We start from the raw sequence: 26,080 nt of genomic DNA on the forward strand, positions 1-26,080 counted from the left end.
TCGTGCCAAGTCACTCGCGGGGCAGTCTGGATCCGCGCGACTTGTGCGAAGATTGCGCCCCGCGCGGCCGCGCCGGCTTCGATCAACCTGAATGCCGTTCGGCACGAATCTTCGGCAGGAGTCTTCGGCAGGAGTCTTCGGCACGAGTCTTGGATCGCCGGATCGGGAATCCTGGGGCAGGCGGGCCGCGCGACGACGGCCTGGGGAGGACGGCATGGCCGAGGCGACGCTGACGATCTCAAGCCGCAACTACTCGTCCTGGTCGCTGCGGGGCTGGCTGCTCTGCCGCATGGCCGGGCTCGACCTCGCGGTCGAGGTGCTGTCCGGCGATCCGGCGAGCCGGGCCGAGCTGCTGCATCTCTCGCCCTCGTTCCTGGTGCCGCGGCTGACCCATGGGGCGGTGCGGGTCTGGGACGTGCTCGCCATCGCCCAGTATCTCGCCGAGGTGCGGCCGCAGGCCGGTCTCCTGCCCGACGACCTCGCCGCCCGCGCCTGGTCGCACTCGATCTCGGGCGAGATGCATGGCGGCTTCGTCAACCTGCGCTCGGCCCTGCCGATGAACCTGCGCGCCCGGTACACCGACTTCACGCTCTGGGGCGGCGCCCAGGCCGACATCGCCCGGGTGGTCGAGATCTGGCAGGAGGCCCTCACGGCCCATGGGGGGCCGTTCCTGTTCGGCGACCGGCCGGTGGTGGCCGACGCGATGTACGCCCCCGTCTGAACCCGCTTCGTCACCTACGGCGTCGCCCTGCCGCCCGATTGCGCCGCCTATCGCGACCGGATCATGGACTGGGACCTGATGCGGGACTGGATCGCCGCGGCGGCGGACGAGCCTGAGGAGATCGAGGAACTGGACATGGAGTTTTAGGCACGGGGATCAGATCAGCCCGGCCAGACGCAACCCCATCCCGGCCGCCGCGCAAGTCCCCAGCACCGGGATCATCCCGGCCCGGAAGCGGAACACCGCCACGATCGCTGCGAGCGCCAGGGCCAGCGCGTAGGGATCGACGCTCGAGAGCACCGGCACGTCGAGCTTCAACGGCCCGACGGCCACCAGGCGCAGCTCGCGAAACAGCGTGTGGAGGGAGAACCAGACCGCGAGGTTGAGGATCACTCCCACCACCGCCGCGGTGATCGCCGAGAGTGCGCCGGCGAGCGCCGGATGGCCGCGCAGGCGCTCGACGAAGGGCGCGCCGACGAAGATCCACAGGAAGCAGGGCGCGAAGGTGACCCAGGTGGTCAAGAGCCCGCCGAGCGTGCCGGCGGCGAGGGGGGAGAGCGCCCCCGGTGCCCGGAAGGCGGCGAGGAAGCCGACGAACTGCGTCACCATGATGAGCGGGCCGGGCGTCGTCTCGGCCATGCCGAGCCCGTCGAGCATCTCGCCGGGGTGCATCCAGCCGTATTGCTCCACCGCCGCCTGCGCCACGTAGGCGAGCGCCGCGTAGGCGCCGCCGAAGGTCACCAGCGCCATCTTGGAGAAGAACACCGCGATGCGGGAGAACACGTGGTCCGGCCCCAGCATCAGGAGGAGCGCGGCGACCGGGACGAGCCAGATCGCCGACCAGACGGCGAGGGTGGCGAGCGTCTCGCCCCAGGTCGCGCGCTCGCGCGGCAGCGCGTCGTCGCCGAACAGGTAGGCGCCGCCCTCGGACTTCGCGGCGTGCCCGCCGCCGGGACGGAAGGCCGGATGCCCGGCCCGGCCGCCGAGGAAGCCGATCACACCCGCCGCCACGACGATGAGCGGGAACGGCACGTCGAGAAAGAAGATGCCGGCGAAGGCCGCCGCGGCGAGCCCGGTCATCACCCGGCCGCGCAGGGCCCGCCGGCCGATGCGCTGCACCGCCTCGAGCACGATGGCGAGCACCGCGGCCTTGAGGCCGAAGAATAGCCCGGCGACCGGGCCGGCCTGGCCGTAGAGGACGTAGATCCAGCTCAGGGCCATGATGGCGACAAGGCCCGGCAGGACGAACAGCCCGCCGGCGAGGAGGCCGCCGCGGGGCCCGTGCATCAGCCAGCCGACGTAAGTCGCGAGCTGCTGCGCCTCCGGCCCGGGCAGGAGGGTGCAGAAATTGAGCGCGTGCAGGAAGCGGTTCTCGGAGATCCAGCGCTTCTCCTCGACCAGCACCCGGTGCATCACCGCGATCTGCCCGGCCGGGCCGCCGAAGGACAGGGCGGCGACCCGCAGCCAGACCGGCAGGGCCTCGGCCAGGGTGACGGGCCGGGGTTGGTCCAGGTCGGGCGCGGCGGCGCCCGCCGCGGGCTCCAGCGTCGTCACGGGGTCGGCTCTCCGATCGGGTTGCGCCGCAGCGTAGCGCGATCGGTCGCGTTGTGCGACAGAGCCCAGCGATTACATCCGGGATGCGGGTGCCGCCGGCCTCGCGCCGTCCGTGAGAGCCCGTCAGGTCCCGCTTGAGCAAGCCCAAAGCCCTCCTCACCCCCGAGCGCCGCGAGGACGACACCGACGCCTCGATCCGGCCGCTCAGCCTCGCCGACTTCACCGGCCAGAAGGCGGCCCGCGCCAATCTCCAGGTGTTCATCGACGCGGCGAAGAAGACCGGCCAGGCTCTCGATCACGTGCTGTTCGTCGGCCCCCCCGGCCTCGGCAAGACCACGCTGGCCCAGATCGTCGCCCGCGAGCTCGGGGTGAACTTCCGCTCCACCTCCGGCCCGGTGATCGCCAAGGCCGGCGACCTGGCGGCGCAGCTCACCAACCTGGAAGAGCGCGACGTCCTGTTCATCGACGAGATCCACCGCCTCAACCCGGCGGTGGAGGAGATCCTCTATCCGGCGATGGAGGATTACCAGCTCGACCTCATCATCGGCGAGGGGCCGGCGGCCCGCTCGGTGAAGATCGAGCTGCCGAAATTCACGCTGGTCGCCGCCACCACCCGGGCGGGCCTGCTGACCACCCCGTTGCGCGACCGGTTCGGCATCCCGATCCGGCTCGAATTCTACGACATCGACGAGCTCGAACTCATCGTCAGCCGCGGCGCCCGGGTGCTCGGCATCGGCATGGCGCCGGACGGCGCCAACGAGATCGCCAAGCGGGCACGGGGCACGCCGCGCATCGCCGGGCGGCTCTTACGGCGGGTGCGCGACTTCGCCATCGTGGAGGATGCGCCGACCATCACCCGCGCCATCGCCGACCGGGCGCTGCGGCTCCTCGACGTCGATCCCGCCGGGCTCGACACGATGGACCGGAAGTACCTGAACGTCATCGCCCACTCGTTCAACGGCGGGCCGGTCGGGGTCGAGACCATCGCGGCGGCGCTTTCCGAGCCGCGCGACGCGATCGAGGAGATCATCGAGCCCTACCTGATCCAGAAGGGCTTCGTGCAGCGCACGCCGCGCGGCCGGGTGCTCACCGCCCACGCCTTCCGCCATCTCGGCCTGCCGGAGCCGAACCGCGATCCCAGCGTGCAGTTCGGGCTGTTCACCGGGGACGAGGATGCGTGAGGAGGGGAGGGGGTACCGCCTTTTCACCCGCCGCCGGGTGCTCCAGGGAGCGGGCGCCGTCGCGCTCTCAGGGATCAGCACCGGCGCCTACGCCACCGGGATCGAGCCGTTCCGGCAGGTCGTGACGGCTTACGCGATCAAGCCCAACCCCGCCGCGCCCTGGCCGGCGGGGCTCTCCTTGCGCATCGCCGTCCTCACCGACATCCATGCCTGCGACCCCTGGATGAGCCTGGAGCGCATCGCCGGCATCGTCGCGGCCACCAACGCGCTCGGGGCCGACCTCGTGGTGCTGGTCGGCGATTTCGTGGCCGGCCAGCACTACGTCACGCGTTACATTCCCGCGGCCGAATGGGCGCCGGTGCTCGCCGGCCTCACGGCTCCCCTCGGGGTCTACGCGGTGCTCGGCAACCACGACTGGTGGGAGGACCCGGCCGCCCTGCGCCGCGGCGCCGGCCCGACCGAGGCCGGCACGGCGCTGACCCGGAACGGTATCCGGGTCCTGTCGAACGAGGCTTTGCCGCTGGCGACCCGGGCCGGCCCGGTCTGGCTCGCCGGGCTCGAGGACCAGCTCGCCCTGCTGCCGGTTCGGCGCCGGACCGCTCGTGGGCGGGTCGGTCTGCACGACCTGCCCGCCACCCTGGCGGCGGTGCCGGACGGCGCCCCGATGATCCTCTTGGCGCATGAGCCCGACATCTTCGCCGAGGTGCCGGCCCGGGTGGCGCTGACCCTGTCGGGCCACACCCATGGCGGGCAGGTGCGGCTCTTCGGCTGGTCGCCGGTGGTGCCCTCGCGCTACCCCCGCCGCTACGTCTACGGCCATGTCCGCGAGGCGAGCGACCTCGTGATCTCCGGGGGCTTGGGGTTGAGCATCGCGCCGATCCGCCTCGGGGTGCCGCCGGAGATCGTGATGGTGGAGCTGGGGGCGGAGGCCGCCGTCTGACAGGTCGTCCGACGGGAGAGTCTGCGCGAAGCGACGGGCATCTGTCATCCGACCCACGCCCTCATCCTGAGGTGCCTACGCAGTGGGTCTCGAAGGAGGCTTCCGGACGTCTCTGCGATCCCTGGAGCCCGCCTTGGAGGCTCCCCTCGGTCGCAGCGCAGGATGAGGTTGAGGGTGGGATCGTCGCGGTTTTCGCGGTACCGCCAGGACTCGTCGAACAGGCTCCGAGCAAGAGGACGATCGCCGCGTGACCGACACAGAGAAGACCATGCCCCCGGACGCCCACGCCCTTCCCGTGCGCGTCTACTACGAGGACACGGATTTCTCCGGCTTCGTCTACCACGCGAGCTACCTGCGCTTCATGGAGCGGGGCCGGACCGAATTGCTGCGCGGGCTCGCCGGCGACCAGTCCGACCTGCACCGGGAGGCGGACGGCCTCGTCTTCGTGGTGCGGCGCATGAGCCTCGACTACCTCAAGCCCGCCCGCATGGACGACGCGCTGACGGTGCTGACCGCGACGCGCGAGCTGCGCGGCGCCTCGATGCATCTCGACCAGGAGGTGCGCCGCGGCGACGAGACCCTGGTGCGGGCCGAGGTGGTGGTGGCCTGCGTGCGCGAGGGCCGCGCCGTGCGCCTGCCGGAAGCCCTGCGCCGGACCCTCGCCCGACGTTGAGCGGTCGCGCTCACCATTCCTTAACCCTGCCGGGGGCTTAACTCGCGACGGGCAAAAGCTCTTCGCGGAGCGGCGGCCCATACTTTCGACAGATTCGGGCGCGATCGAACCACCATACGAAAAGCCCCGATCCCGGTTGGAGTGCCCGAGGGCCGTCATCGGCCCGGGACGCGAGGAAAACCGCATGAATCCCGCCGACGCCGCCCAGGCGATGCCCGTGGCCGAGATCACGATGTTCGGCCTGTTCTGGCAGGCCCACTTCGTCGTCAAGGTGGTGATGCTCGGCCTGCTCGGCTCGTCGATCTGGTGCTGGTCGATCATCATCGACAAGACGCTGCTCTTTCGCCGCACCAAGGCGGAGATGGACGCCTTCGAGGAGGAGTTCTGGTCCGGCCGGCCGCTGGAGGAGCTCTTTCGCGCCTATAACGACAAGCCGGCGACCGGGCTCGCCGCCCTGTTCGTCGCCGCGATGCGCGAGTGGCGCCGCTCCTACGAGGGCTCCGGCCGCTCGATCCGCAGCCTCGGCCAGCGCATCGACAAGGTGCTCGACGTGACGATCCAGCGCGAGGTCGAGCGCCTCGAATCGCGCCTCCTGTTCCTCGCCTCGATCGGCTCGGCCGGCCCCTATATCGGCCTGTTCGGCACGGTGTTCGGCATCATGACGGCCTTCACGTCGATCGCCGCCTCGAAGAACACCTCGCTCGCGGTCGTGGCGCCCGGCATCGCCGAGGCCCTGTTCGCCACCGCCATCGGGCTGTTCGCGGCGATCCCCGCGGTGCTCGCCTACAACAAGCTCCAGGCCTCGGTGGCGAAGTCGCAGGGGCGTCTCGAGGGCTTCGCCGACGAGTTCTCGGCCATCCTGTCGCGCCAGATCGACGAGCGCATGGCGCTGGCGGCCTGACCCCGCGACCTTTGAGGAAGGATTGAGCCAGATGGGCATGGCCTCCGGAGCGGCACAGGGCGGCGGGCGCCGTCGGCGCGGCCGGCGGGGCGGCGCGATCAACGAGATCAACATGACGCCGTTCATCGACGTCGTGCTGGTGCTCCTGATCATCTTCATGGTCGCCGCGCCGATGATGACCGTCGGCGTGCCTCTCGACCTGCCGCAGACCAAGGCGGCGCCGCTCAACCAGGACTCGAAGCCGGTCACCCTCTCGATCCGCCAGACCGGCCAGGTTTTCCTCGGCGAGGACGAGCTCTCCGACGACACCATCGTCTCCAAGCTCTCGGCCACCGCCAAGGACGGCTTCGAGGAGCGGGTCTTCGTGCGCGGCGACAAGCGGGTCGATTACGGCCGGGTCGCCCAGGTGATGGCGATCGTGACGAGCGGCGGCTTCAAGAAGGTCGCCCTCGTGACCGAGCCCGACCAGCGTTAGTAGGGCGGGGTTCTCCGTGGTGTTTCCCTTCGACAGGTCCGAGCCCGGCGTCTGGGTCTCGGCCGGCGCGCACGTGGTGCTGATCGGGCTGGCGCTGTTCGCCGCCGCCTCGCACGTGCTGCCGCAGGCCGAGGAGGGCGTGCCGGTCGAGGTCATCACCGAGAACCAGTTCTCGGAGCTGACCAAGGGCCAGCGCGACGGCGAGGCCCCGGCCAAGAGCCCGCGCGCCGACCGGGTCGCCGACAAGCAGCAGGAGAACGACCCCGGCGAGGCCAAGACCAACGTCCCGACGCCCCCGACGCGCCCGCCGGAGATGAAGGTCGCCAACGCCGAGGAGATGCCGGTGCCGCCCCTGCGCCCGGCCCTCGAGCAGCCCGAGCCGCCCCCGATGCCGCCCGCGCGCCCCGACACCGCGAAGGCCGATGCCGAGAAGGCCGCCGCCGCGAAGGCCAAGGCGGAGGCCGAGGCGCGCGCCGAAGCCAAGGCCGAGGCGGAGCGCGAGGCCAAGGAGGCGGCGAAGGAAGCCGCGAAGGAAGCGGCTCGCGAGGCTGCCAAGGAAGCCGCAAAGGAAGCCGCGAAGGCTGCCGCCAAGGCGGCGGCCGAGAAGGCGGCTGCGGCCGCGGCGAAAGCCGCTGCCGAGAAGGCTGCCGCCGAGAAGGCCGAGGCCGAGGCGATCCGGCGCGAGGAACTGGCCGAGGCCAAGGCCGCGGCCGAGAAGGCGGCTGCCGACAAGGCCGCCGCGAAGGCGAAGGCCGAAGCCAAGGCTCGCGCCGAGGCCGAGGCGAAGGCGCGTGCGGAAGCCAAGGCGGAGGCGGAGGCCGAGGCGAAGGCCCGTGCCGAGGCCAAGGCCCAGGCGGACGCCAAGGCGAAGGCCGAGGCCAGGGCTCAGGCCGAGGCCAAGGCGCGCGCGGAAGCCAAGGCCGAAGCGGAGGCCAAGGCCCAGGCGGAAGCCGAGGCGAAGGCCCAGGCCAAGGCGGAGGCCGACGCCAGGGCCCACGCCGCCGCGGAAGCGAAGGCGAAGGCCGAGGCCGCCGCGAAGGCCAAGGCCGTGGCGGACGCGAAGGCCAAGGCCGCCGCCGAGGCCAAGGCCCGGCGCCAGGCCGAGCTCGCCGAGAAGTTCAATTCGGGCGCGATCCGCGACGTGCTGGCGGCGCACGGACCCTCGCACGCCACCGGCGCCACCGGCCGCGAGGTGCAGCGCACCGCGGCCCTCGGCGCCGCCACCGGCACGTCGCAGCGCCTCAACCCGAGCCAGCGCGACGCCCTGGTCGGCCTGCTGCAGCAGCAGATCGAGCGCTGCTACTCCGCGCCCCCCGGCGCCGCGCAGGGCATCGTGCTGCCGCAGCTCGACATCCGCCTGAACCCCGACGGGTCCCTCACCACCGATCCGCGCATCCTGCGGGCCGGCGGCAGCGCGGTCGATCGCTCGATCGCCGAGGCCGCGGTGCGGGCTGTGCGGCGCTGCGCGCCGTTCCGCATCCCGTCCCAGTACGCCCCGTTCTACAACGATTGGCGGGTCATCAACGCGGAGTTCGAGCTGCCGCGGGCCTGACGATCCTCACGCCGCTTGCTTCACCCCACGACGGACGTCCCCTCCATGCACTCCCCCTCGCGATTGCGTCACGCGCTCGCCGCTGTCCTGTGGCTGTGCCTCGCCGCCGGCCTCGTCTCGGGCTTCCCCGACACCGCGCAGGCGCAGCTCAACCTGCGCATCGGGCCCGGCGGCGCCTTCCAGCCGATGCCGATCGCCATCGCCGACTTCTCCGGCGATCCGAGCCTCGGCCCGACCCTGTCGGGTATCGTGACCAACAACCTGAAGCGCTCCGGCTATTTCACCCCGGTCGAGAAGGCGCGCTTCCCCGAGAACCCGAATTTCGACGCCGCGCCGAATTTTTCCGCCTGGAAGGACACCGGCGTGCAGGGCCTGGTCACCGGCCGGGTCACCCGCGACGGGTCGGGCCGGCTCAAGGCCGAGTTCCGCCTGTGGGACGTGCTGTCGGGCCAGCAGATGATCGGCCAGCAATATGCGGGCGACGGCGCCAATGCGCGCCGCATGGGCCACCTGATCTCGGACGCGGTCTACACCAAGATCACCGGCATCGGCGGCTTCTTCGACACCCGCGTCGCCTTCGTCGACGAATCGGGCTCGAAGGAGCACCGCCGCAAGCGCCTCGCCATCATGGACCAGGACGGCGCCAACGTGCGCTACCTGACGAGCGGCGAGGCCTCGGTGGTGGCGCCGCGCTACTCGCCCTCGACGCAGGACATCACCTACATGTCCCAGGTCACCGGCCAGCAGCCGCGGGTGCAGGTGATCAACCTCTCGACCGGCTCCCGGCAGGTGATCCCGACCAATGCCGAGATGAGCACCAGCCCGCGCTTCTCGCCGGACGGGCGCCGCCTGGTGATGAGCGACCAGGACGGCGGCAATGCCAGCATCTACGTGATGGACCTCGCCTCCAAGGCGCAGACCCGGATCACCAACGCCAACGCCATCGACACCTCGCCGTCCTTCTCGCCGGACGGGCGCGAGATCGTGTTCGAATCCGACCGCGGCGGCCAGCAGCAGATCTACATCATGGGCGCCGACGGCTCGAATCCGCGCCGCCTGTCCTTCGGCGACGGCTCGGCCTCGCAGCCGGCCTGGTCGCCGCGGGGCGACTACATCGCCTTCACGCGGCAGCGGAAGGGCTCGTTCTCGATCTGCATCATGAAGCCCGACGGCAGCGGGGAGCGGGTGCTGACGGAAGGGTTTCACAACGAGGGCCCGACCTGGGCGCCGAACGGCCAGTACCTGATCTTCTTCCGCGATCCCGGCGGCCAGGCCGGCGGCAAGCTCTACATGGTCGACATCACCGGCAAGGTCGAGCAGCCGGTTCCGACCCCGTCCTACGCCTCCGACCCGACCTGGTCGCCGCTGATCGATCCTCAGCGGTGAGGAAGAGGGCCGGCCTGAGAAAGGCCGGCTCGCCGAAGCGTGTTCACGACTTTGCCCAGTCTAAACTCACCCCGCCTCGACCTCGTCCGTGAGATCGAGAGCGGGGTGAATGTCTTGAAGCGTCCTCGCCGTCATTCTCGGGCTCGCCGAAAGGCGAGAACCCGGGATCCATCGCCTCCGGCGTCGGAGGAAGAGGCGGTCAGCGTTCCGCTTCATCCTGAAACGTCAGCGGCGATAGATCTCGGGTTCCCCTGCGCAGCCCCGGGACGACGAAGCGAGAGTCGATACGCTCGAAGCAGATCGAACGGGCACCGTGACGCGCGGCGAGTGCAAAGACCCGCCGCGCGACGACCTGCTACTCCAGGCTCAGCGCCACGAACCGCACCTCACCCTCCTTGTTGGAGACGAGGAGCAGCGCCGACTTGCGGCCGTCCTTCTTGATCTGGTCGATGCGGCGGGTGACGTCGGCGGGGGAGTTCACCGCCTCCTGGCCCACCTCGACGATCACGTCGCCCGGCTGGATGCGCTTGTCGGCGGCGTTGGAGTTCGGGTCGACCCGGGTGACCAGCACGCCCTTGACGCTGTCCTTCACCCCGAAGCGCTTGCGCGCCTCGTCCGAGAGGCCCGTGAGGTTGAGGCCGAGGGCCTGGCGCGTGACGTCGGCCTCCGGCTGCGGCCGGCTGAGGTTCGACTGCTGCTGCGGCTTGTCGCTGTCCTCCAGGCGGCCGAGGGTGACCTGCTTGGTCTGCTCCTGGCCCTTGCGGATCGTCGTCACGTCGACGACCTTGCCGACCGGGGTCGAGGCGACGATGCGGGGCAGGTCGCTCGAGCTCTTGACCTCCACGCCGTTGAACTTGGTGATCACGTCGCCGACCTCGAGGCCGGCGGTCTTGGCCGGACCCTTGTCGTCGACGCCGGCGATCAGCGCGCCGCGGCCGCCGCCCTTGAGGCCCAGAGCCTCGGCGGTGGTGTCGTCGACGTTCTGGATCCGCACGCCGAGCCAGCCGCGCCGCACCTCGCCGAACTGGCGCAGCTGGTCGATCACCGGGCCGGCGGTGGCGGTCGGGACCGCGAAGCCGATGCCGACCGAGCCGCCGGTCGGCGACAGGATCGCCGTGTTGATGCCGATCACCTCGCCGTTCATGTTGAACAGCGGACCGCCGGAATTGCCCTTGTTGATGGCCGCGTCGGTCTGGATGTAGTTGTCGTAGGGGCCGGACTCGATGTTGCGGCCCCGGGCCGAGACGATGCCGGCCGAGACCGAGCCGCCGAGGCCGAACGGGTTGCCGATCGCGATCACCCAGTCGCCCGGCCGCATCTTGTCGGAATCGCCGAGCGGCACCGCCTTCAGAGGCCGGTCCGGGTCGGGCTTCACCCGCAGCACCGCGAGGTCGATCTTCGAGTCCTTGCCGATGATCTCGGCCTTCAGCTTGCGGCCGTCATGCAGGATCACCTGGATGTCGTTGGCGTCGCCGATGACGTGGTTGTTGGTGACCACGATGCCGGACGAGTCGATGATGAAGCCGGAGCCCAGCGAGTTCGAGCGGCGCGGCGCCCGCGGCTGGCTCTCGCCGCCGCCTTGACCGCCACCTTGGCCGCGGCGGTTGAAGAATTCCTCGAAGAGATCCTCGAAGGGGGTGCCCTGCGGCAGCTGCGGCAGGGTGCGGCCGCGCGCTTCCACGGTGGTGGACGCCGAGATGTTCACCACCGCGTCGGTCACCTGCTCGGCGAGGTCGGCCAGCGATTCGGGCCCCTTGGCCAGGGCGACGCCCGGCAGCGCCGCGGTGCCGACGGACAGGGCCAGGAGAGCACCGGCGAGGGCGGGCAGGCGCCGTCTCGCGAAGGCGGGGTTACGGCGCGAGGAAGCGGCCATCAGGGAACCTCGTTGGGCAGGATCGTCGTCAAAACGGTTCGGCCCGGCGCGAGAGCAGGGAGCGTCATGTCGCCCCCGTCCACCTCGCCCGGGCAGCCCCCGGCGACCGGGCCGGGAGCGTTCCTTAAGATCGTCTCCCAGCGGACCGGTTCAAGTCCCGGCAAGCCGACGGACGCGCCTCAGCCGAGGAGCAGGCGGACGACACCGACCACGACGACCCCGGCGGCGGCCGAGAGGAGGCCGACGAGGCGCATCCGCTCCATCGGGGTCTGCGACGCCTCCTGCATCGCCCGGCGCATCGCTGCCGGGAAGGCGGCGCAGAGCAGGCCCTCGATGGCCAGCGCCAGGCCGAGGGCGGCGACGAGATCCTTCACGGCAGGAAACCGCGCGGGCGCCCGCGGACGGCTCCCGACGCCTCTTCTGTTCCCCCCTCAGGTCGCATCTTGTCGTTCTCCGCGGCACGGCCGACCGGCGTGGCCCACCGTCACAAAAGCGCGCCCCGCCGGGGCGGGGCGCTGGGGTATCGTCGGCGTGTCTCCGCCTCGGCGGAGGGGCGCCGGCCTACTGGCCGGCGGCCGGGGCCGCGGCAGGGCGAGCCCGACCCTGCGGGTCGTTGAAGTAGCGGAAGAACTCCGAGCCGGGGCTGATCACCAGCCGGGTCTCGGGCCCGCTCAGGCCCTTCTCGTAGGCCTGCATCGAGCGATAGAAGGCGAAGAAGTCCGGATCCTGCCCGAAGGCCTCGGCGAGGATGCGGTTGCGGTCCGCCTCGCCCTGGCCGCGAAGCTGGTCCGCCTTCTGGTTCGCCTCGGCGATGAGCACCGTCACGTCGCGGTCGGCCTTGGCCTTGATGGTGGCCGCCACCTGGGCGCCGTTGGCGCGCAGGTCCGCCGCCTCGCGCTCGCGCTCGGTGCGCATGCGCTGGTAGACCGCCTGGGAGTTGGCCGCCGGCAGGTCGACGCGGGTCAGGCGCAGGTCGATGATCTCGATGCCGAGATTCTTGGCCTGCCGGTTCACCTCCTCCTGGATGCGGTTCATCAGGGCCTCGCGCTGGGTGCGCACGATGGCGTCCCGCGAGGCGCTGGCCAGCACGTTGCGCATCGCCGCGTTGGTGAAGCTGCCCAGCCGCTGGTTGGCGACCTGGACGTTGTTCACCGACTGGTAGAAGCGCAGGGGATCGCTGATCTTGTAGCGGGCGAAGGCATCGACCTCGAGGTTCTGGCGGTCGGCCGAGAGTACGGTCTGCACCGGCAGGTCGAGGTCGAGCAGCCGCTTCTCGAACAGCGTCACGCTCTCGAAGAACGGCAGCTTGAAGTACAGGCCCGGCTTGTCGGTGCCGGCCTGGTTCAGCACGGTGCGCACGCGGCCGAACTGCAGCACCAGGGCCTGCTGGGTCTGGCTCACCGTGAAGGCCGAGGCATAGATCAGCACCAGGACGAGGGCGCCGAGGACGACGAGGCCGGTGCGAAGCGCGTTGCCGTTCATCGCGCGCTCCCCTGGGCCGGACGGGCGGTCGTGGTGAAGTCCTGCAAGGGCAGGACCGGCAGCACCCCTGCAGCCGTCGCGCCGGCGCCGGCGCCGGCGGTGCCGCCCTGGTCGATGATCACCTTGTTCACGCCGCCCAGAACCTTCTCCATCGTGTCGAGGAACATGCGCTCGCGGGAGACCGCGGGCGAGAGCTTGTAGGATTCGTAGACCTCGCGGAAGCGCGCGGCCTGGCCGGTCGCCTCGGCGGTGGCCTGCGACTTGAAGGCCTCCGCCTGCTGCATCACCTGCGAGGACCGTCCCCGGGCCTCGGGCACCACGCGGCTGGCATAGGTCTCGGCCTCGTTGCGGGCGCGGGCCGCGTCCTGCTGGGCCGCGTTCACGTCGACGAAGGCCTGGCGCACCTCCGACGGCGGGCTGACGCCCTGGAGCTGGACCACGTTGATCAGCACGCCGGCGCCGTAGGAATCGAGCGCCTTCTGGATGATCTGCTGCACCTCCTGCGCCACGCTCGACTGCTCGGTGGTCAGGATCGCCTGGATCTGGCGCCGGCCCACCACCTCGCGCATCGCGCTCTCGGCCACCGACTTGATGGTGCCCTCGGGATTCTGGAGGTTGAACACGAAATCCTCGGCCTTGGCCGGGTTCACGCGCCACTGCACGTCGAAATCGAGGTCGACGATGTTGTCGTCGCCGGTGAGCATCAGGCTCTCCTCCGGCACGTCCCGGGAGCGCTGGGCGCCGACGCCCGAGCGGTAGCCGACCTGGATGCTGCGCGACTCGCCGACATTCGGCCTCACCACCGCGCCGACCGGGTAGGGGAAGTTCCAGCGCAGGCCCTCGCCGGACTGGCCGGTATAGCGGCCGAACACCGTGTTGATGCCGACCTGGCTCGGCAGCACCGTGTACCAGCCGGTCATCAGCCACAGCACCAGCACGACCAGCACCGCCAGCACCGCACCCTTGGTGCCGACCGAGCCGCCGCCGGGGATCAGGGTCTTGAGCCGGTCCTGGCTGCGGCGCAGCAGGTCCTCGAGGTCCGGCGGCTGGTTGCCGCCGCCCGAGCCGCCGCCGCCCCAGGGGCCGCCGCCTCCGCCGCCGGAACCACTGCCCCAGGGACCGCCGCTATTGCCGCCGCGATTGCCCCAGGGACCACCCCCGTTGCCGCCGCCACCGCCACTGCCGCCGCTCTGATTGCTCCAAGGCATGCTCGCCCACGTCCTTTCCCGGCCGGCACGCCCCGCGCTGTCTCTCGCGTCCCGCGCGGCACTCGCATTGCTCTGGTCTCGGTCCCTTGCGATATCGGCCGAGCCCCACGCGAAAGCAACCACCGGCGCCGACCGAATTCTCAAGGTTTCTGCGGGCTCGCGGGAGTTCCATCGCCGCACCCCGGACCTTGAGATGGTTTCCTCGTCTCGGACGTATCGGGCTCAGGGAGCCCGCGCGAGGGTCACGAACCGGAATCCGTGCTCGTCCTCGGGGCCGGCCGGATGCGCCTCCGCGGCGACCTCGCGGAACTCCGCCGGGATCGCGGGAAAGCGCGCATCGCCCTCGGGCGCCGCGTCGACCTCGGTGAGGTGGATCCGGTCGGCATGCGGCAGGGCGAGGGCGTAGATCTCGGACCCGCCCGCCACCATCACCTCCCCCGCCGAGCCTGCGAGCCGCAGGGCGTCGTCCCACCCGGCCGCCCGCTCGGTGCCGGGCGCCTCCCAGGCGGGATCCCGGGTCAGCACGATCACCCGCCGTCCCGGAAGCGGCCGGCCGATCGAGTCCCAGGTCTTGCGCCCCATCACCACCGGCTTGCCCATGGTGAGGGCGCGGAAGCGCCGCAGGTCGCTGCGCAGGCGCCAGATCAGCGCGTTGTCGCGGCCGATGACGCCGTTCTTCGCGACGGCGGCGATCAGGGTGACGAGGGGCGGCGCCATCCTCAGACCGCCACCGGCGCCCGGATCGCCGGGTGCGGGTCGTAGCCCTCGATGCTGATGTCGTCGTAGCGGAAATCGAACAGCGAGCGCACCGACGGATCGAGGCGCAGCCGCGGGAGCGGGCGGATGTCGCGGGCGAGCTGCTCGCGGGCCTGGGCGATGTGGTTGGAATAGAGATGCGCGTCGCCCAGCGTATGGACGAAGTCCCCGGGGGTGAGGTCCAGCACCTGCGCCATCATGTGGGTGAGGAGCGCGTAGGAAGCGATGTTGAACGGCACGCCCAGGAAGGCGTCGGCCGAGCGCTGGTAGAGCTGGAGCGAGAGCCGCCCGTCGGCGACGTAGAACTGGAACAGGCAGTGGCAGGGCGCGAGCGCCATGCGGTCGAGGTCGGCCGGGTTCCAGGCCGAGACGACGAGGCGGCGCGAATCGGGATTGCGGCGGATCTCGTCGAGCACCCAGGCGATCTGGTCGACGCTGCCGCCGTCGGGCTTGGCCCAGGAGCGCCATTGCCGGCCGTAGACGGGGCCGAGATCGCCGTGCTCGTCGGCCCACTCGTCCCAGATCGTCACGCCGTTCGATTGCAGGTAGGCGACGTTGGTGTCGCCCGCGAGGAACCACAAGAGCTCGTGGATGATCGACTTCAGGTGCAGCCGCTTCGTCGTCACGAGCGGGAATCCCTCGGCGAGGTCGAAGCGCATCTGATGGCCGAACACCGAGAGGGTGCCGGTCCCGGTGCGATCGTGCTTCTCGACGCCGTCGTCGAGGATGCGCTGGAGGAGGGCGTGGTAGGGGCGCATGGCGGACATCCTCCGCGTGAAAACGGCCCGGGGCGCCGCGCGGCGCCCGGCGGGCTCCCATTGGCCTATGCCCGGGGGGAGAGACGGTTCCCCTCCCCGGTCACGGTGCCCAGCAGGATAACGCGTCCCAGGCCGGAATCGCAGCGCCCGGAGGCGTGATTCAGCCGGTACTCCACACCCGTGCCAGCACCACCGCGCCGTTGCTCGCGGCGTGGAGCGCGATGCAGGGCCACAGGCTGCCGGTCCACAGCCGCATCAGGCCCAGAGCCACTCCGAGCGGCAGGACCGAGACCGGCTGCAACAGGCCGTTCTCGGCGTGGCAGAGCACGAACACCACCGTGGCGACGGCGACCGTCGCCGCCGGGGCGAGGTGTCGCGTCAGGCGCCCGAACAGGTCGCCGCGAAACAGCATCTCCTCGGCGAGCGGCGCGAGCACCACGAGCCAGAGCGTCCAGGCCAGGAAGACCTCGCCGGTGAGAAAGGGCGACAGGCGCCAGGCGCGGACGGGCGGCTGGCCGGCGAGCCACAAGAGCCCCGCCGTCCAGGCGACCTGGAGCGCCGGCCAGAGCAGGATGAGCCAGACGGCACGGCGGGAGAGGTCGGGCCGGGTGAAGCCCAGGGCCGTGGCGGGGTGCAAGGCCTTGTCGGGAGCAAAGGGATGTCCAGGATCAAGGGTGTTTCCTGGGCGAAGCCGGATGGCCGCGAGGATCAGAAATGCCAGCGCCACATGCGGAAGCACCGTGAGGGCGAGCGCGGCCCGCTCGGTGCCGGTCAAGGCCTTGAAGGGCAGGAGGCTCGCCGGAACAGCGGGCAGGCGGCTGAAGGCCGCGACCGCTCCAAAGACGAGGCCGAACGCGGCCAGTTGCAGCAGCACCGCCCGCAGGATCGCGGCCGCCACCTTGAGCCAGACTCCCGGCCCGCGGCGGCCGAGGCCGGTGGGTTCGGAGTGCGCCGGCGCACCACTTCGCGAAACGGTCACAGAATGGCGCGCGGCGGGCTTCAAAAGCGGCACGGGACCCTCTATATTCCCCTTGCCGGTCGCGAGGCCGGCTATGGCGATAAACGTTCTTCGGAATAAACCTATCGGACCCGGGGGCGGTACCCGGCGCCTCCACCCAAGCCCGGAACGGCCCGTTCGGTTCGGGCTTCGGCGGGGGCGAAATAGGATCGACGAGGGCGTAAAGGTTGAGCTTTCGCTCGGCATGGTTCCGCCGTTATCGGGCCAATGCAATAGTTGCCAACGACAACTTTGCTCCGGTGGCGGTGGCCGCGTAAGCGGTCCCCAATACCAAACAAAGTCCTAGCGGGTAGCACCGCATAGGCGGGGTTCGGAGGCACCTGGCAACAGAAGCCTCCACTCGAATTCCCTCCCCGCGAGCGATGCGGCGCCAGGCAACGGTTGATGGCAGACGATCTGATTCGCTACGATCTCCTGGTGCAGGATGCCCTGCGCAACGTCGTGCGCAAGGTTCTGGGCGATGCGGCGCGCGACGGCTTGGCCGGCGAGCATCACTTCTACGTCTCGTTCCGGACCGACTATCCCGGCGTGCGGATCTCGCAGCGCCTGCGGGAAAAGTATCCGCAGGACATGACGATCGTCCTTCAGCACCAGTTCTGGGACCTCGGCGTCACCGAGCACACCTTCGAGGTCGGACTGTCCTTCTCCGGCGTGCCGGAGCGGCTTCTGGTGCCGTTCGAGGCGGTGACCGGCTTCTTCGACCCCTCGGTGCAGTTCGGCCTCAAGTTCGAGCTGAACGACGGCACGGCGGCGAGCGAGGACGCGGCGCCCGCCGGCACGACCTCCCTGCGGGCGATCCGGGGCGCCGGCTCCGAGCCGAGCGAGGCGCAGCCGAAGATCCCGGCGATCGGCAACAACCTGCCGAAGATCGTGCCGGCCGCGAAGCCCGAGACCAAGCCGGCGGCCAAGGATGCTTCAGCCAAGGATGAGTCCGACGGTGAGCCGAAGGCCGACGAGTCCGCCGAGCGCCCCGACGCCCCGCAGGAGGGCGCCTCGGTGGTCAGCCTGGACGCGTTCCGCAAGAAGAGCTGAGCGCGGTTATCGCGCGGCTCAGCGGCTGACAGAGCAAGCTTTCTCGCTCCTCGGCCTGATCCCGGGTTCCGCTGCGCGGTTCCGGGATCAGGCCGAGGATTTTTTATTTGGCGGGTGGGGCCGCCTCACCCCCGCGCCGTCACTCGCATCCGCAATCCGTCCTGCGGTCTGAGCGTCACCCGGTGCAGCGGCACCACCGGCCCGGCCCCGGGCGCCCGGTCGAGGCGCACGGCGTGCAGCACGTGGGCGAGGACCAGGGTCGCCTCCATCACCGAAAAGCTCGCGCCGATGCAGACCCGCGGCCCCGCCCCGAAGGGCAGGTAGGCGTAGCGGTCGATGCGGGCGCGATTCTCCGGCAGGAAGCGCTCGGGGATGAAGGCGTCGGGCTCGTCCCACAGCCGGCGGTGGCGGTGCAGCACGTAGGGGGCGACCGTCACCAGCGAGCCGCGCGGGATCTTGATCCGGCCGATCCGGTCCTCGGCCAGAGCCTGCCGGCTCATGAACGGCACCGGCGGGAAGAGGCGCATCGCCTCCTCCAGGGCCGCCTTGGTGCGGGGCAGGGCCTCGGTGCCGGGCGCCGGGCTTCCGGCGAAGGCCGCATCGACCTCGGCCTCGACCGCCTCCCGCGCGCCATCGTCCTGCGACAGGCAGTAGAGCGTCCAGGTCAGCGCATTGGCGGTGGTCTCGTGGCCGGCGCCGATGAAGGTGACGATGTTGGCCCGCACCTCCAGGTCGGACAGGCCGCGGCCGGTCTCGGGGTCCTGCGCACGCAGGAGCAGGGTGAGGAGGTCGTGCGGCGCCTCGGCGCCCGACGTGACCAGCGCCCGGCGGCGCTCGATCAGCTCGTCCACCACCTCGGCGAAGAAGCGGAGCGCCGGCCGCGCCTTGAGGCGGCCGATCCGCGGCAGCCAGTCCGGCATCCCGAACACGTCGAGAGGATCGATCGGCCCCAGGGCCTCGAAGTAGCGGGTGATGGCGCGCCCGAGCGCATCGGGCTCCCGCGCCAGGCCGTGGGTGAAGATGGTGCGCTCCAGCACGTCGAGGGTGACGCGGGTCATCTCCAGGGCCGCGTCGACGCTCTGGCCGTCCCGGCGCTTCAGCCGGCGGGCGAGGCGGGCGGCGGCCTCACCCATGGGTGCCTCGAAGCGGGCGACGTGGCGGGGCGAGAAGATCGGCGCGAGGGTGCGGCGTTGCAGGCGCCACTCGTCGCCCTCGGCGGTCAGGAGGCCGTTGCCCAGGCCCGGCGCGAGCACCCGGCGCTGCAGGTCGTCCTTGCGGTAATTGGCGGCGTTGTCGACCAGCACGTGGCGGATCGCCGTCGGCTCGCTCACCACCGTGACACGGCCGAGCGCGCCCTCCCCGGTGACGATCGGCTGCTCGAAATGCTCCTCGTACCAAGTGGTCAGCGGGTTGGCGCGGGCGGCCCGCAGGAAGCTGAACAGACCCATCGGCTCGGTGCGCGGGCGAGGCACGGTGGGGCGGAAGGGGGCGGCCACGGCCGCCGCACGGGAAGGCATCCGGACTCCTCGATGCGGCGCGATTCGGGTGGCGCGATTCGAGGCGTGTCAGGGCATCGCGCATTCGCCGCTCTTGCCTTAAGTAGGCGCCGTTTCGCACCGCCAAAGAGGCCAAGATGTCGCCGACCGAGAAAGCCACCCGCACGGAATCCGACACGTTCGGGCCGATCGAAGTCCCGGCGGACCGCTACTGGGGCGCCCAGACCCAGCGCTCGATCCAGAATTTCCGCATCGGCACCGAGCGGATGCCCGCGCCCCTCGTTCACGCGCTCGGCCTCGTCAAGCAGGCTGCGGCCCTCGTCAACCGCGACCTCGGCGTGCTGGACCCGAAGATCGCCGAGGCGGTCGCAGCCTCTGCCGCCGAGGTGGTCGAAGGCAAGCATGACGGCGAGTTCCCGCTGGTGGTCTGGCAGACCGGCTCGGGCACCCAGTCGAACATGAACGCCAACGAGGTCATCGGCAGCCTCGCCAACGAGCGGCTCGGCGGACAGCGCGGCGGCAAGTCGCCGGTGCACCCGAACGACCACGTCAACCGTGGCCAGTCCTCGAACGACGTCTTCCCGACCGCGATGCACATCGCGGTGGCCCGCGAGATCAACGACCGGCTGATGCCGGCGCTCCGGCACCTGCACGCCGCCCTCGACGCCAAGGCGCGCGAGTTCGGCGAGATCGTCAAGATCGGCCGCACCCACTTGCAGGACGCGACCCCGGTCACGCTCGGCCAGGAATTCTCCGGCTACGCCGCGCAGGTGGCTTTGGGCGGCGCCCGCGTCGGCGCGACGCTGCCGGGCGTGCTGGCGCTCGCTCAGGGCGGCACCGCCGTCGGCACCGGCCTCAACGCCCATCCGGAATTCGCGGAAAAGTTCGCCGCCAAGGTGGCGGAGCTGACCGGGCTGGCCTTCACCTCGGCCGACAACAAGTTCGAGGCCCTGGCGACCCACGACGCCCTGGTGTTCACGCAGGGCGCGCTGAATGCGCTGGCGAGCGGCCTGTTCAAGATCGCCAACGACATCAGGCTGATGGGCTCGGGGCCCCGCTCCGGCCTCGGCGAGATCTCGCTGCCGGAGAACGAGCCCGGCTCCTCGATCATGCCCGGCAAGGTCAACCCGACCCAGGCGGAGGCGATGACGATGGTCTGCTGCCAGGTGATCGGCAACGGCACGACCGTCTCGATGGCCGGCAGCCAGGGCCATCTGGAGCTCAACGTCTACAAGCCGGTGATCGCCAACGCGGTGCTGCAATCGGTGCGGCTCCTCGCCGATGCCGCGGTGAGCTTCGCGGATAACTGCGTCGTCGGCATCAAGCCGAACCACGACCGCATCGCCGACCTGATGAGCCGCTCGCTGATGCTCGTCACCGCGCTCGCCCCGACCATCGGCTACGACAAGGCCGCCGAGATCGCCAAGACCGCGCACAAGAACGGCACCACGCTGAAGCAGGAGGCCCTGCGCCTCGGCTACGTCACCGAGGCGCAGTTCGACGCGGTGGTGCGGCCGGAGGACATGCTGGCGCCGAGCGCCGAATAACCGCAATCTGATGTCCGCCCCGCGCAGCTTTATGGCGGCGCGGGGCGTTTCCATCGTGGCGGGGGCGCAGAGGATCGGGTCATGGCCGAGATCATCAACCTGAAGCAGGTCCGCAAGGCCCGCGAGCGGGCCGCCAAGGAGGCCCAGGCGACGGAGAACCGCGTCGTCTTCGGCCGCCCGAAGGCGGCGAAGACCCGCGAGGAGGCCCGCAAGGGCCTGGAGGCCGCCCGGCACGAGGGCCACCGGCTGAAGAATCCCGACACCGAGGCATGAACCTGCCGGCGGGCGCTCTGCCGGAAGGCGGATTGCTCAAGCGCTCCCTGGTCATCGCCGGCCATCGTACCAGCGTCTCCCTCGAGGCGGCGTTCTGGGAGGCGTTGCGCCAGCTCGCCCTGGCGCGCGGCCTCTCGGTCCAGGCGCTCGTCGGGCGGATTGACGCGGAGCGGGGCGAGCAGAACTTGTCCTCGGCGATCCGGGTGTTCGTGCTGAAGGCGGTGTGGCCGAGTGAGAGGCCGGAACGCGCGACGGCAGAGCGTCCGCCGCTGGATTGATCGACGACCACGATACGCCATGGTCATCCCGGAGCCGCGCCGCGGCTCCGGGATGACCATGGAGATCCTCGGAACCGGTGCGATCAAGACGTCTGCCGGCTCACACCGGCCACGCGAAACTCGCGAAGCCCGGCTTCTCGACCTCCACCGCCCGCCCGCCGGCCGACACCGTCTCCCCCGCCGCCAGCGCCTCGCCGAGCCGGTCGATGCGCAGCATCGCCAGGCCGCGCGCTCCCGCCCTGCTGCCGGTCTGGCCGAGGCTGCGCTCGCCGGCCGTCACCGGTTCGCCGCTCGGAGCCGCGTCGCCGTCGCGATAGACGAGCGGCACGATGCGGGTGCGGGCGGTGCCGCGATGCTGCATCCGCGACACCACCTCCTGGCCGACATAGCAGCCCTTCGTGAAGTCGACGCCGCCGAGCTGGTCCATCAGCGCCTCGTGCGGGAAGGCGTCGCCGAAGGCGAAATCGGTCCCGCCTTCGGGCACGCCGAGCCCGATGCGGTGGGCCGCGTAGGCGGCCGCATCGGCATCCGCCGCCGGAGCCTCGCCCTCGGGCGCGTGGAGCCGCCAGCCGAGGGCGGCGAGGCGCCCGTCGCGCAGGGTCGGGGAGGGGGCGTCCACGCCCCAGCCCGCCACCACCGCGAGCGGCAGGCCTGTGACCGCCACCTGGGCTCGCAGCTTGTACAGGGTCAGGCGCTTGACGAGATCCGCCACCCGATCGCGGGCGGTGTCGAGGTGGAAGCCGTCCGGCGCCCGGCTCACCAGGAAGTCGAACAGGATCTTGCCCTGCGGGCTCAAGAGCGCGCCGAGCCGGGCCTCGCCCGCGGGCAGCGTCTCGACGTTGCAGGTCAGGAGACCCTGGAGGAAGCTCGACGCGTCGGCGCCGGTGACCGCCACGACGGCACGGTCCGGCAGGGGGGCAAGCGGCATCGGGGGTCCTTTGCTTGAACCGCGGGCAGGGCTGACATAAGCCGCCTGCGCCCGGCCCTCAATCGCGGCGCACGGGCGAACGCGGATTGCGGACGAGGGGAACCCCGACATGAGCCAGAGCTTCGACCTCCTCCTGCGCGGCGGCACCGTGGTCAACCACGACGGCGAGGGCCTGGGTGATATCGGGGTGCGGGCCGGGCGCGTCGCCGCGATCGGCGACCTGTCGCGGGCTGACGCCGACCGCACCCTCGATTGCCGCGGCCTCCACCTCCTGCCCGGCGTGATCGACAGCCAGGTGCATTTCCGCGAGCCGGGCCTCGACCACAAGGAGGACCTGGAGACCGGATCGCGCGCCGCCGTGATGGGCGGCGTCACCACCGTGTTCGAGATGCCGAACACCGTGCCGCAGACCACGAACCCGGACGCGCTCGAGGACAAGCTGAAGCGCGCCCATCACCGCATGCATTGCGACTTCGCGTTCTGGGTCGGCGGCACGCACGAGAATGCCAGGGACGTGGCCGAGCTGGAGCGCCTGCCGGGGGCGGCCGGGATCAAGGTGTTCATCGGCTCCTCCACCGGCTCGCTCCTCGTCGAGGACGATGCCGGCATCGCCGAGATCCTGAAGCGCACCCGCCGCCGCTCGGCCTTCCACGCCGAGGACGAGGCGATGCTGCGCGAGCGCAAGGGCCTGCGGGTGCCGGGCGACCCGTCCTCCCATCCGGTCTGGCGCTCGCCGGAGGTGGCACTGAAGGCGACCGAGCGCCTGGTGCGCATCGCCCGCGAGACGGGAGCCCGCATCCACATCCTGCACATCTCGACCAAGGAGGAGATGCGGTACCTCAGCCAGCACAAGGACGTCGCGACCTGCGAGCTGACGCCGCACCACCTGACCCTCGACGGTACGGAAGCCTATGCCCGCCTCGGCACGCTGGTGCAGATGAACCCGCCGGTGCGCGACGCCGCCCATCGCGACGGGCTGTGGTGGGGCCTGTCGCAGGGCGTCGCCGACGTGCTCGGCTCCGATCACGCGCCGCACACGCTGGCGGAGAAGCAGAAGCCCTATCCGGATTCGCCCTCCGGCATGACCGGCGTGCAGACCCTGGTGCCGGTGATGCTCGACCATGTCGCGGCGGGCCGGCTCTCGCTGCAGCGCTTCGTCGACCTGACCAGCGCCGGGCCGAAGCGCGCCTTCGGCATCGCCCGCAAGGGGCGCCTGGCGGTGGGCTACGACGCCGACGTGACGGTGGTGGACCTCAAGCGCCGCGAGACCATCACCAACGCCTGGATCGCCTCGAAATGCGGCTGGACGCCCCATGACGGCCGCGAGGTCACCGGCTGGCCGGTCGGCACGGTGGTGCGCGGCCAGGCGGTGATGTGGGAAGGCACGCTCACCGAGCCGTCTCGAGGTGAGGCGGTGCGGTTCGAGGAGGGGTTCCCGGCCAGGGGGTGAGGCAGGCACGGTCGGGCGCGTGAACCCTCCCTCCCCCGCAGAGGGGGAGGGGTCAGGGCGGCGCCCGGCAGGGTCTTCTGCGATCCCATTCCACTCCCCACCCTTGGCGCCGGCGCACTTCTCGTATAGGAGCGCCCGGAATTGGAGGTCCGGACGCGTCCGCGTGCCGGCCGTTGCCACGTTGGCGGCCCGATGAGGGCCGGCCCGGAAGCCCGATGCAGACCGTCCTGATCGTCGTCCACCTGATCATCGTCCTCGCCCTGATCGGCGTGGTGCTGCTGCAGCGCTCCGAGGGCGGCCTCGGCCTCGGCGGCGGGGGCGGCACGCAGGGCTTCATGACCGGCCGCGGCCAGGCCAACGCGCTCACCCGCGCCACCGCGATCCTGGCGGCCCTGTTCTTCGCCACCAGCATGGTCCTGGCCATCATGTCGCACCGGGGCGCGGGGCCGCGCTCGATCTTCGACGGCGCCGGCACCAGGGCCCCGGCGGGCCAGACCGGTGCGCCGCCGGCCGGCAACGTCCTCGACCAGCTGCGCCAGCAACAGGGCGACGCGCCTGCGACCCAAGGCTCCGGGCCCCAAGGCTCCGCTCCCCAAGGCTCCGCGACGCCGGCACCGGCGGCTCCCGCCGCGCCGGCCGCCCCCGCGGCGCCGCAGTCTCGCTGATCTGCCCGCTCACTTCGCGCTCGAGTCCGGCGGCGCGCCTGCGCCGCCTCTCTCATCCAAAACTCCTGTGAATCCGGCCGGCCCCGCCGCCCGGACATGACCCCGTTGAGCTGATGGCGTTTGGCAACCCGGCCACGCCTGTGTATGGAGCGAGTCCCATGACGCGGTATGTCTTCATCACCGGCGGCGTGGTCTCCTCGCTCGGCAAGGGCCTCGCTTCCGCCGCCCTCGCGGCCCTGCTCCAGGCCCGCGGCTACAAGGTCCGCCTGCGCAAGCTGGACCCCTACCTCAACGTCGATCCGGGCACGATGAGCCCGACGCAGCACGGCGAGGTCTTCGTGACCGACGACGGCGCCGAGACCGATCTCGATCTCGGCCATTACGAGCGCTTCACCGGCGTGCCGGCGACGCGGGCCGACAACATCACGACCGGCCGGATCTACCTCGACATCATCACCAAGGAGCGCCGGGGCGACTATCTCGGCGCCACCATCCAGGTGATCCCGCACGTCACCAACGCCATCAAGGAATTCGTCCTCGACGGCAACGACGCCTACGACTTCGTGCTGGTCGAGATCGGCGGCACCGTCGGCGACATCGAGGGCCTGCCGTTCTTCGAAGCGATCCGCCAGCTCGGCCAGGAGCTGCCGCGGGGCACCTGCGCCTACGTCCACCTGACGCTGCTGCCCTACATCCCCTCGGCCGGCGAACTGAAGACCAAGCCGACCCAGCACTCGGTGGCGGAGCTGCGCTCGATCGGCATCCAGCCCGACATCCTGCTCTGCCGCTGCGACCGGGCGATCCCCCGCGAGGAGCGCCGCAAGCTGGCGCAGTTCTGCAACGTGCGCGAATCGGCGGTGATCGAGGCGCGGGACGTCGGCACGATCTACGAGGTGCCGCTCTCCTACAAGGAGGAGGGCCTGGACCGCGAGGTGCTGGCGCATTTCGGCCTCGAGACCGGCCCCGAGCCGAAGCTCGACCGCTGGCACGACATCGTCGGGCGGATCAAGAGCCCGGAGGGCGAGGTCTCGATCGCCATCGTGGGCAAGTACACGGGCCTCAAGGACGCCTACAAGTCGCTGATCGAGGCGCTGAACCACGGCGGCATCGCCAACCGGGTCAAGGTCAACCTGGAGTGGATCGAGTCCGAGGTGTTCGAGCGCGAGGACCCGGCGCCGTTCCTGGAGGGCCTCAACGGCATCCTGGTGCCGGGCGGCTTCGGCCAGCGCGGGGCGGAGGGGAAGATCCGCGCCGCCCGCTACGCCCGCGAGCGCAAGATCCCGTATTTCGGCATCTGCTTCGGCATGCAGATGGCGGTGGTCGAGGCGGCCCGCTCGCTGGCCGGCATCGCCGACGCCAACTCGACCGAGTTCGGCCCGACGCCGGAGCCGGTGGTCGGCCTCCTCACCGAGTGGATGCGCGGCAACGAGCTCGAGCGCCGGGTCGCCGAGGGCGATCTCGGCGGCACGATGCGGCTCGGCTCCTACACGGCGGCGCTGGCGCCCGATTCGCAGATCGCCAGGATCTACGGCGGCACCCGCATCGCCGAGCGCCACCGCCACCGCTACGAGGTCAACATGGCCTATCGCGAGCGGCTGGAGGCCAAGGGGATGCGCTTCGCCGGCCTGTCGCCGGACGGGCTCCTGCCCGAGACCGTCGAGGTGGTAGGCCATCCCTGGTTCATCGGCGTGCAGTTCCACCCGGAGCTGAAGTCGCGGCCCTTCGAGCCGCACCCGCTGTTCCAGAGCTTCGTCGCTGCGGCGATCGAGCAGAGCCGCCTGGTCTGAAGGCGGATGATCCGATTGTTGCGTCCGGACGGCACCGCCCGGACCAACGCAGGTTGTTGCCCGGGCGCGAAGGAGCGCCCCGCGCCGTCGATCCCTCGCGACAGTGATACCGACCCACGGTATAGGAGCCGCGTTGAGCCGGCCCC

24 protein-coding genes, 1 other RNA gene and 1 pseudogene are annotated in these 26,080 nt (G+C 71.0%); 16 read left to right on the plus strand and 10 right to left on the minus strand.

The annotated features are described in order from the left end of the window. The first annotated feature begins 214 nt into the window (after positions 1–214). A pseudogene (locus DA075_RS17695) lies at positions 215–868 on the plus strand (glutathione S-transferase family protein). A 9-nt stretch (positions 869–877) separates the two neighbouring features. Here DA075_RS17695 and chrA read toward each other — a convergent pair. Then, positions 878–2,266 (minus strand): chromate efflux transporter, encoded by a 1,389-nt coding sequence (chrA, locus tag DA075_RS17700; protein WP_232388569.1) that lies wholly within the window; start codon positions 2,264–2,266, stop codon positions 878–880. Positions 2,267–2,409: 143 nt separating this feature from the next. On the opposite strand from chrA, the gene ruvB reads away from it, so the two are divergent. From ruvB to tolB, 7 genes are all read left to right on the plus strand, one after another. Continuing rightward, the gene (gene ruvB / locus DA075_RS17705) at positions 2,410–3,456 is read left to right on the plus strand and encodes a Holliday junction branch migration DNA helicase RuvB (RefSeq protein ID WP_099954330.1); all 1,047 of its coding nucleotides are present in this window, start codon (positions 2,410–2,412) and stop codon (positions 3,454–3,456) included. After that, complete coding sequence (locus tag DA075_RS17710) at positions 3,449–4,396, plus strand: metallophosphoesterase (RefSeq protein ID WP_099954331.1); 948 nt, start codon at positions 3,449–3,451, stop codon at positions 4,394–4,396. The genes ruvB and DA075_RS17710 overlap by 8 nt, the downstream gene beginning before the upstream one ends. Positions 4,397–4,664: 268 nt before the next feature. Beyond that, positions 4,665–5,069 carry a tol-pal system-associated acyl-CoA thioesterase gene (ybgC, locus tag DA075_RS17715; protein WP_099956654.1) on the plus strand — a complete coding sequence of 135 codons (405 nt, stop codon included), beginning with the start codon at positions 4,665–4,667 and terminating at the stop codon, positions 5,067–5,069. Positions 5,070–5,253: 184 nt separating this feature from the next. After that, positions 5,254–5,970 (plus strand): protein TolQ, encoded by a 717-nt coding sequence (gene tolQ, locus DA075_RS17720; RefSeq protein ID WP_099954332.1) that lies wholly within the window; start codon positions 5,254–5,256, stop codon positions 5,968–5,970. Positions 5,971–6,001: 31 nt separating this feature from the next. Continuing rightward, positions 6,002–6,445: an ExbD/TolR family protein gene (locus DA075_RS17725; RefSeq protein WP_099954333.1), complete on the plus strand. Its 444-nt coding sequence runs from the start codon at positions 6,002–6,004 to the stop codon at positions 6,443–6,445. A 19-nt stretch (positions 6,446–6,464) separates the two neighbouring features. Further along, the gene (tolA, locus tag DA075_RS17735; protein ID WP_099954334.1) at positions 6,465–7,997 is read left to right on the plus strand and encodes a cell envelope integrity protein TolA; all 1,533 of its coding nucleotides are present in this window, start codon (positions 6,465–6,467) and stop codon (positions 7,995–7,997) included. A 45-nt stretch (positions 7,998–8,042) separates the two neighbouring features. Then, a complete protein-coding gene (tolB, locus tag DA075_RS17740; protein WP_099954335.1) occupies positions 8,043–9,383 on the plus strand; it encodes a Tol-Pal system beta propeller repeat protein TolB in 1,341 nt (446 codons plus the stop codon). A 355-nt stretch (positions 9,384–9,738) separates the two neighbouring features. Here tolB and DA075_RS17745 read toward each other — a convergent pair whose 3' ends face one another. The 7 genes from DA075_RS17745 to DA075_RS17775 form a co-directional block, all read right to left on the minus strand. Beyond that, positions 9,739–11,256, minus strand: coding sequence for a DegQ family serine endoprotease (locus tag DA075_RS17745; RefSeq protein WP_099954336.1), 1,518 nt, complete (start codon positions 11,254–11,256; stop codon positions 9,739–9,741). A gap of 179 nt (positions 11,257–11,435) precedes the next feature. Continuing rightward, positions 11,436–11,630 carry a DUF2065 family protein gene (locus DA075_RS17750; protein WP_093571202.1) on the minus strand — a complete coding sequence of 65 codons (195 nt, stop codon included), beginning with the start codon at positions 11,628–11,630 and terminating at the stop codon, positions 11,436–11,438. Between the two features lie 187 nt (positions 11,631–11,817). Next, the gene (hflC, locus tag DA075_RS17755; protein WP_099954337.1) at positions 11,818–12,738 is read right to left on the minus strand and encodes a protease modulator HflC; all 921 of its coding nucleotides are present in this window, start codon (positions 12,736–12,738) and stop codon (positions 11,818–11,820) included. After that, positions 12,735–13,946: an FtsH protease activity modulator HflK gene (hflK, locus tag DA075_RS17760; protein ID WP_099954338.1), complete on the minus strand. Its 1,212-nt coding sequence runs from the start codon at positions 13,944–13,946 to the stop codon at positions 12,735–12,737. Before hflK ends, hflC begins: the two co-directional genes overlap by 4 nt. Before the next feature lie 222 nt (positions 13,947–14,168). Then, the gene (locus DA075_RS17765; RefSeq protein WP_099954339.1) at positions 14,169–14,663 is read right to left on the minus strand and encodes a dihydrofolate reductase; all 495 of its coding nucleotides are present in this window, start codon (positions 14,661–14,663) and stop codon (positions 14,169–14,171) included. A 2-nt stretch (positions 14,664–14,665) separates the two neighbouring features. After that, positions 14,666–15,460, minus strand: coding sequence for a thymidylate synthase (locus DA075_RS17770; RefSeq protein WP_099954340.1), 795 nt, complete (start codon positions 15,458–15,460; stop codon positions 14,666–14,668). Positions 15,461–15,620: 160 nt separating this feature from the next. Further along, on the minus strand, positions 15,621–16,358 hold the full coding sequence (locus DA075_RS17775; RefSeq protein ID WP_164712377.1) for a CPBP family intramembrane glutamic endopeptidase: 738 nt from the start codon (positions 16,356–16,358) through the stop codon (positions 15,621–15,623). Between the two features lie 96 nt (positions 16,359–16,454). Between DA075_RS17775 and ssrA the strand changes: the two genes are divergently transcribed. Together ssrA and DA075_RS17785 are read left to right on the plus strand one after the other, a co-directional pair. Then, positions 16,455–16,819, plus strand: a transfer-messenger RNA (tmRNA) gene (gene ssrA, locus DA075_RS17780). Positions 16,820–16,862: 43 nt separating this feature from the next. Beyond that, the gene (locus DA075_RS17785) at positions 16,863–17,510 is read left to right on the plus strand and encodes an SspB family protein (RefSeq protein WP_099954341.1); all 648 of its coding nucleotides are present in this window, start codon (positions 16,863–16,865) and stop codon (positions 17,508–17,510) included. A 125-nt stretch (positions 17,511–17,635) separates the two neighbouring features. On the opposite strand, the gene DA075_RS17790 is transcribed toward DA075_RS17785, so the two are convergent. Further along, positions 17,636–19,027 carry a cytochrome P450 gene (locus tag DA075_RS17790; protein ID WP_099954342.1) on the minus strand — a complete coding sequence of 464 codons (1,392 nt, stop codon included), beginning with the start codon at positions 19,025–19,027 and terminating at the stop codon, positions 17,636–17,638. 116 nt (positions 19,028–19,143) lie between these two features. Here DA075_RS17790 and fumC point away from each other — a divergent pair, with 116 nt between their 5' ends. From fumC to DA075_RS17805, 3 genes are all read left to right on the plus strand, one after another. Continuing rightward, complete coding sequence (fumC, locus tag DA075_RS17795) at positions 19,144–20,553, plus strand: class II fumarate hydratase (RefSeq protein WP_099954343.1); 1,410 nt, start codon at positions 19,144–19,146, stop codon at positions 20,551–20,553. Positions 20,554–20,634: 81 nt separating this feature from the next. Next, the gene (locus DA075_RS17800) at positions 20,635–20,826 is read left to right on the plus strand and encodes a DUF4169 family protein (RefSeq protein ID WP_099954344.1); all 192 of its coding nucleotides are present in this window, start codon (positions 20,635–20,637) and stop codon (positions 20,824–20,826) included. Next, complete coding sequence (locus tag DA075_RS17805; RefSeq protein WP_099954345.1) at positions 20,823–21,104, plus strand: ribbon-helix-helix domain-containing protein; 282 nt, start codon at positions 20,823–20,825, stop codon at positions 21,102–21,104. Before DA075_RS17800 ends, DA075_RS17805 begins: the two co-directional genes overlap by 4 nt. Positions 21,105–21,204: 100 nt before the next feature. Here DA075_RS17805 and ygfZ read toward each other — a convergent pair whose 3' ends face one another. After that, complete coding sequence (gene ygfZ, locus DA075_RS17810; protein WP_099954346.1) at positions 21,205–22,032, minus strand: CAF17-like 4Fe-4S cluster assembly/insertion protein YgfZ; 828 nt, start codon at positions 22,030–22,032, stop codon at positions 21,205–21,207. Positions 22,033–22,141: 109 nt separating this feature from the next. Here ygfZ and DA075_RS17815 point away from each other — a divergent pair, with 109 nt between their 5' ends. The 3 genes from DA075_RS17815 (at position 22,142) to DA075_RS17825 (ending at position 25,934) form a co-directional block, all read left to right on the plus strand. Further along, entirely contained in the window at positions 22,142–23,482 is a 1,341-nt protein-coding gene (locus tag DA075_RS17815) for a dihydroorotase (RefSeq protein ID WP_099954347.1), read from the plus strand. 215 nt (positions 23,483–23,697) lie between these two features. Beyond that, on the plus strand, positions 23,698–24,147 hold the full coding sequence (gene secG / locus DA075_RS17820) for a preprotein translocase subunit SecG (RefSeq protein WP_099954348.1): 450 nt from the start codon (positions 23,698–23,700) through the stop codon (positions 24,145–24,147). Between the two features lie 158 nt (positions 24,148–24,305). Continuing rightward, the gene (locus DA075_RS17825) at positions 24,306–25,934 is read left to right on the plus strand and encodes a CTP synthase (protein WP_099954349.1); all 1,629 of its coding nucleotides are present in this window, start codon (positions 24,306–24,308) and stop codon (positions 25,932–25,934) included. The last annotated feature ends 146 nt before the right edge of the window (positions 25,935–26,080 follow it).

The sequence above is a fragment of the Methylobacterium currus genome (genome assembly GCF_003058325.1).
Lineage (GTDB): Bacteria > Pseudomonadota > Alphaproteobacteria > Rhizobiales > Beijerinckiaceae > Methylobacterium > Methylobacterium currus.

Coding starts and splice junctions, on each gene's coding strand:
- DA075_RS17745 (WP_099954336.1), bottom strand. CDS start 11,256: ATGGCCGCTTCCTCGCGCCGTAACCCCGCCTTCGCGAGACGGCGCCTG.
- DA075_RS17800 (WP_099954344.1), top strand. CDS start 20,635: ATGGCCGAGATCATCAACCTGAAGCAGGTCCGCAAGGCCCGCGAGCGG.
- DA075_RS17725 (WP_099954333.1), top strand. CDS start 6,002: ATGGGCATGGCCTCCGGAGCGGCACAGGGCGGCGGGCGCCGTCGGCGC.
- ybgC (WP_099956654.1), top strand. CDS start 4,665: ATGCCCCCGGACGCCCACGCCCTTCCCGTGCGCGTCTACTACGAGGAC.
- DA075_RS17710 (WP_099954331.1), top strand. CDS start 3,449: ATGCGTGAGGAGGGGAGGGGGTACCGCCTTTTCACCCGCCGCCGGGTG.
- tolB (WP_099954335.1), top strand. CDS start 8,043: ATGCACTCCCCCTCGCGATTGCGTCACGCGCTCGCCGCTGTCCTGTGG.
- DA075_RS17815 (WP_099954347.1), top strand. CDS start 22,142: ATGAGCCAGAGCTTCGACCTCCTCCTGCGCGGCGGCACCGTGGTCAAC.
- tolQ (WP_099954332.1), top strand. CDS start 5,254: ATGAATCCCGCCGACGCCGCCCAGGCGATGCCCGTGGCCGAGATCACG.
- DA075_RS17785 (WP_099954341.1), top strand. CDS start 16,863: ATGGCAGACGATCTGATTCGCTACGATCTCCTGGTGCAGGATGCCCTG.
- DA075_RS17790 (WP_099954342.1), bottom strand. CDS start 19,027: ATGCCTTCCCGTGCGGCGGCCGTGGCCGCCCCCTTCCGCCCCACCGTG.
- DA075_RS17765 (WP_099954339.1), bottom strand. CDS start 14,663: ATGGCGCCGCCCCTCGTCACCCTGATCGCCGCCGTCGCGAAGAACGGC.
- hflK (WP_099954338.1), bottom strand. CDS start 13,946: ATGCCTTGGAGCAATCAGAGCGGCGGCAGTGGCGGTGGCGGCGGCAAC.
- DA075_RS17805 (WP_099954345.1), top strand. CDS start 20,823: ATGAACCTGCCGGCGGGCGCTCTGCCGGAAGGCGGATTGCTCAAGCGC.
- hflC (WP_099954337.1), bottom strand. CDS start 12,738: ATGAACGGCAACGCGCTTCGCACCGGCCTCGTCGTCCTCGGCGCCCTC.
- fumC (WP_099954343.1), top strand. CDS start 19,144: ATGTCGCCGACCGAGAAAGCCACCCGCACGGAATCCGACACGTTCGGG.
- secG (WP_099954348.1), top strand. CDS start 23,698: ATGCAGACCGTCCTGATCGTCGTCCACCTGATCATCGTCCTCGCCCTG.
- DA075_RS17770 (WP_099954340.1), bottom strand. CDS start 15,460: ATGCGCCCCTACCACGCCCTCCTCCAGCGCATCCTCGACGACGGCGTC.
- DA075_RS17825 (WP_099954349.1), top strand. CDS start 24,306: ATGACGCGGTATGTCTTCATCACCGGCGGCGTGGTCTCCTCGCTCGGC.
- ygfZ (WP_099954346.1), bottom strand. CDS start 22,032: ATGCCGCTTGCCCCCCTGCCGGACCGTGCCGTCGTGGCGGTCACCGGC.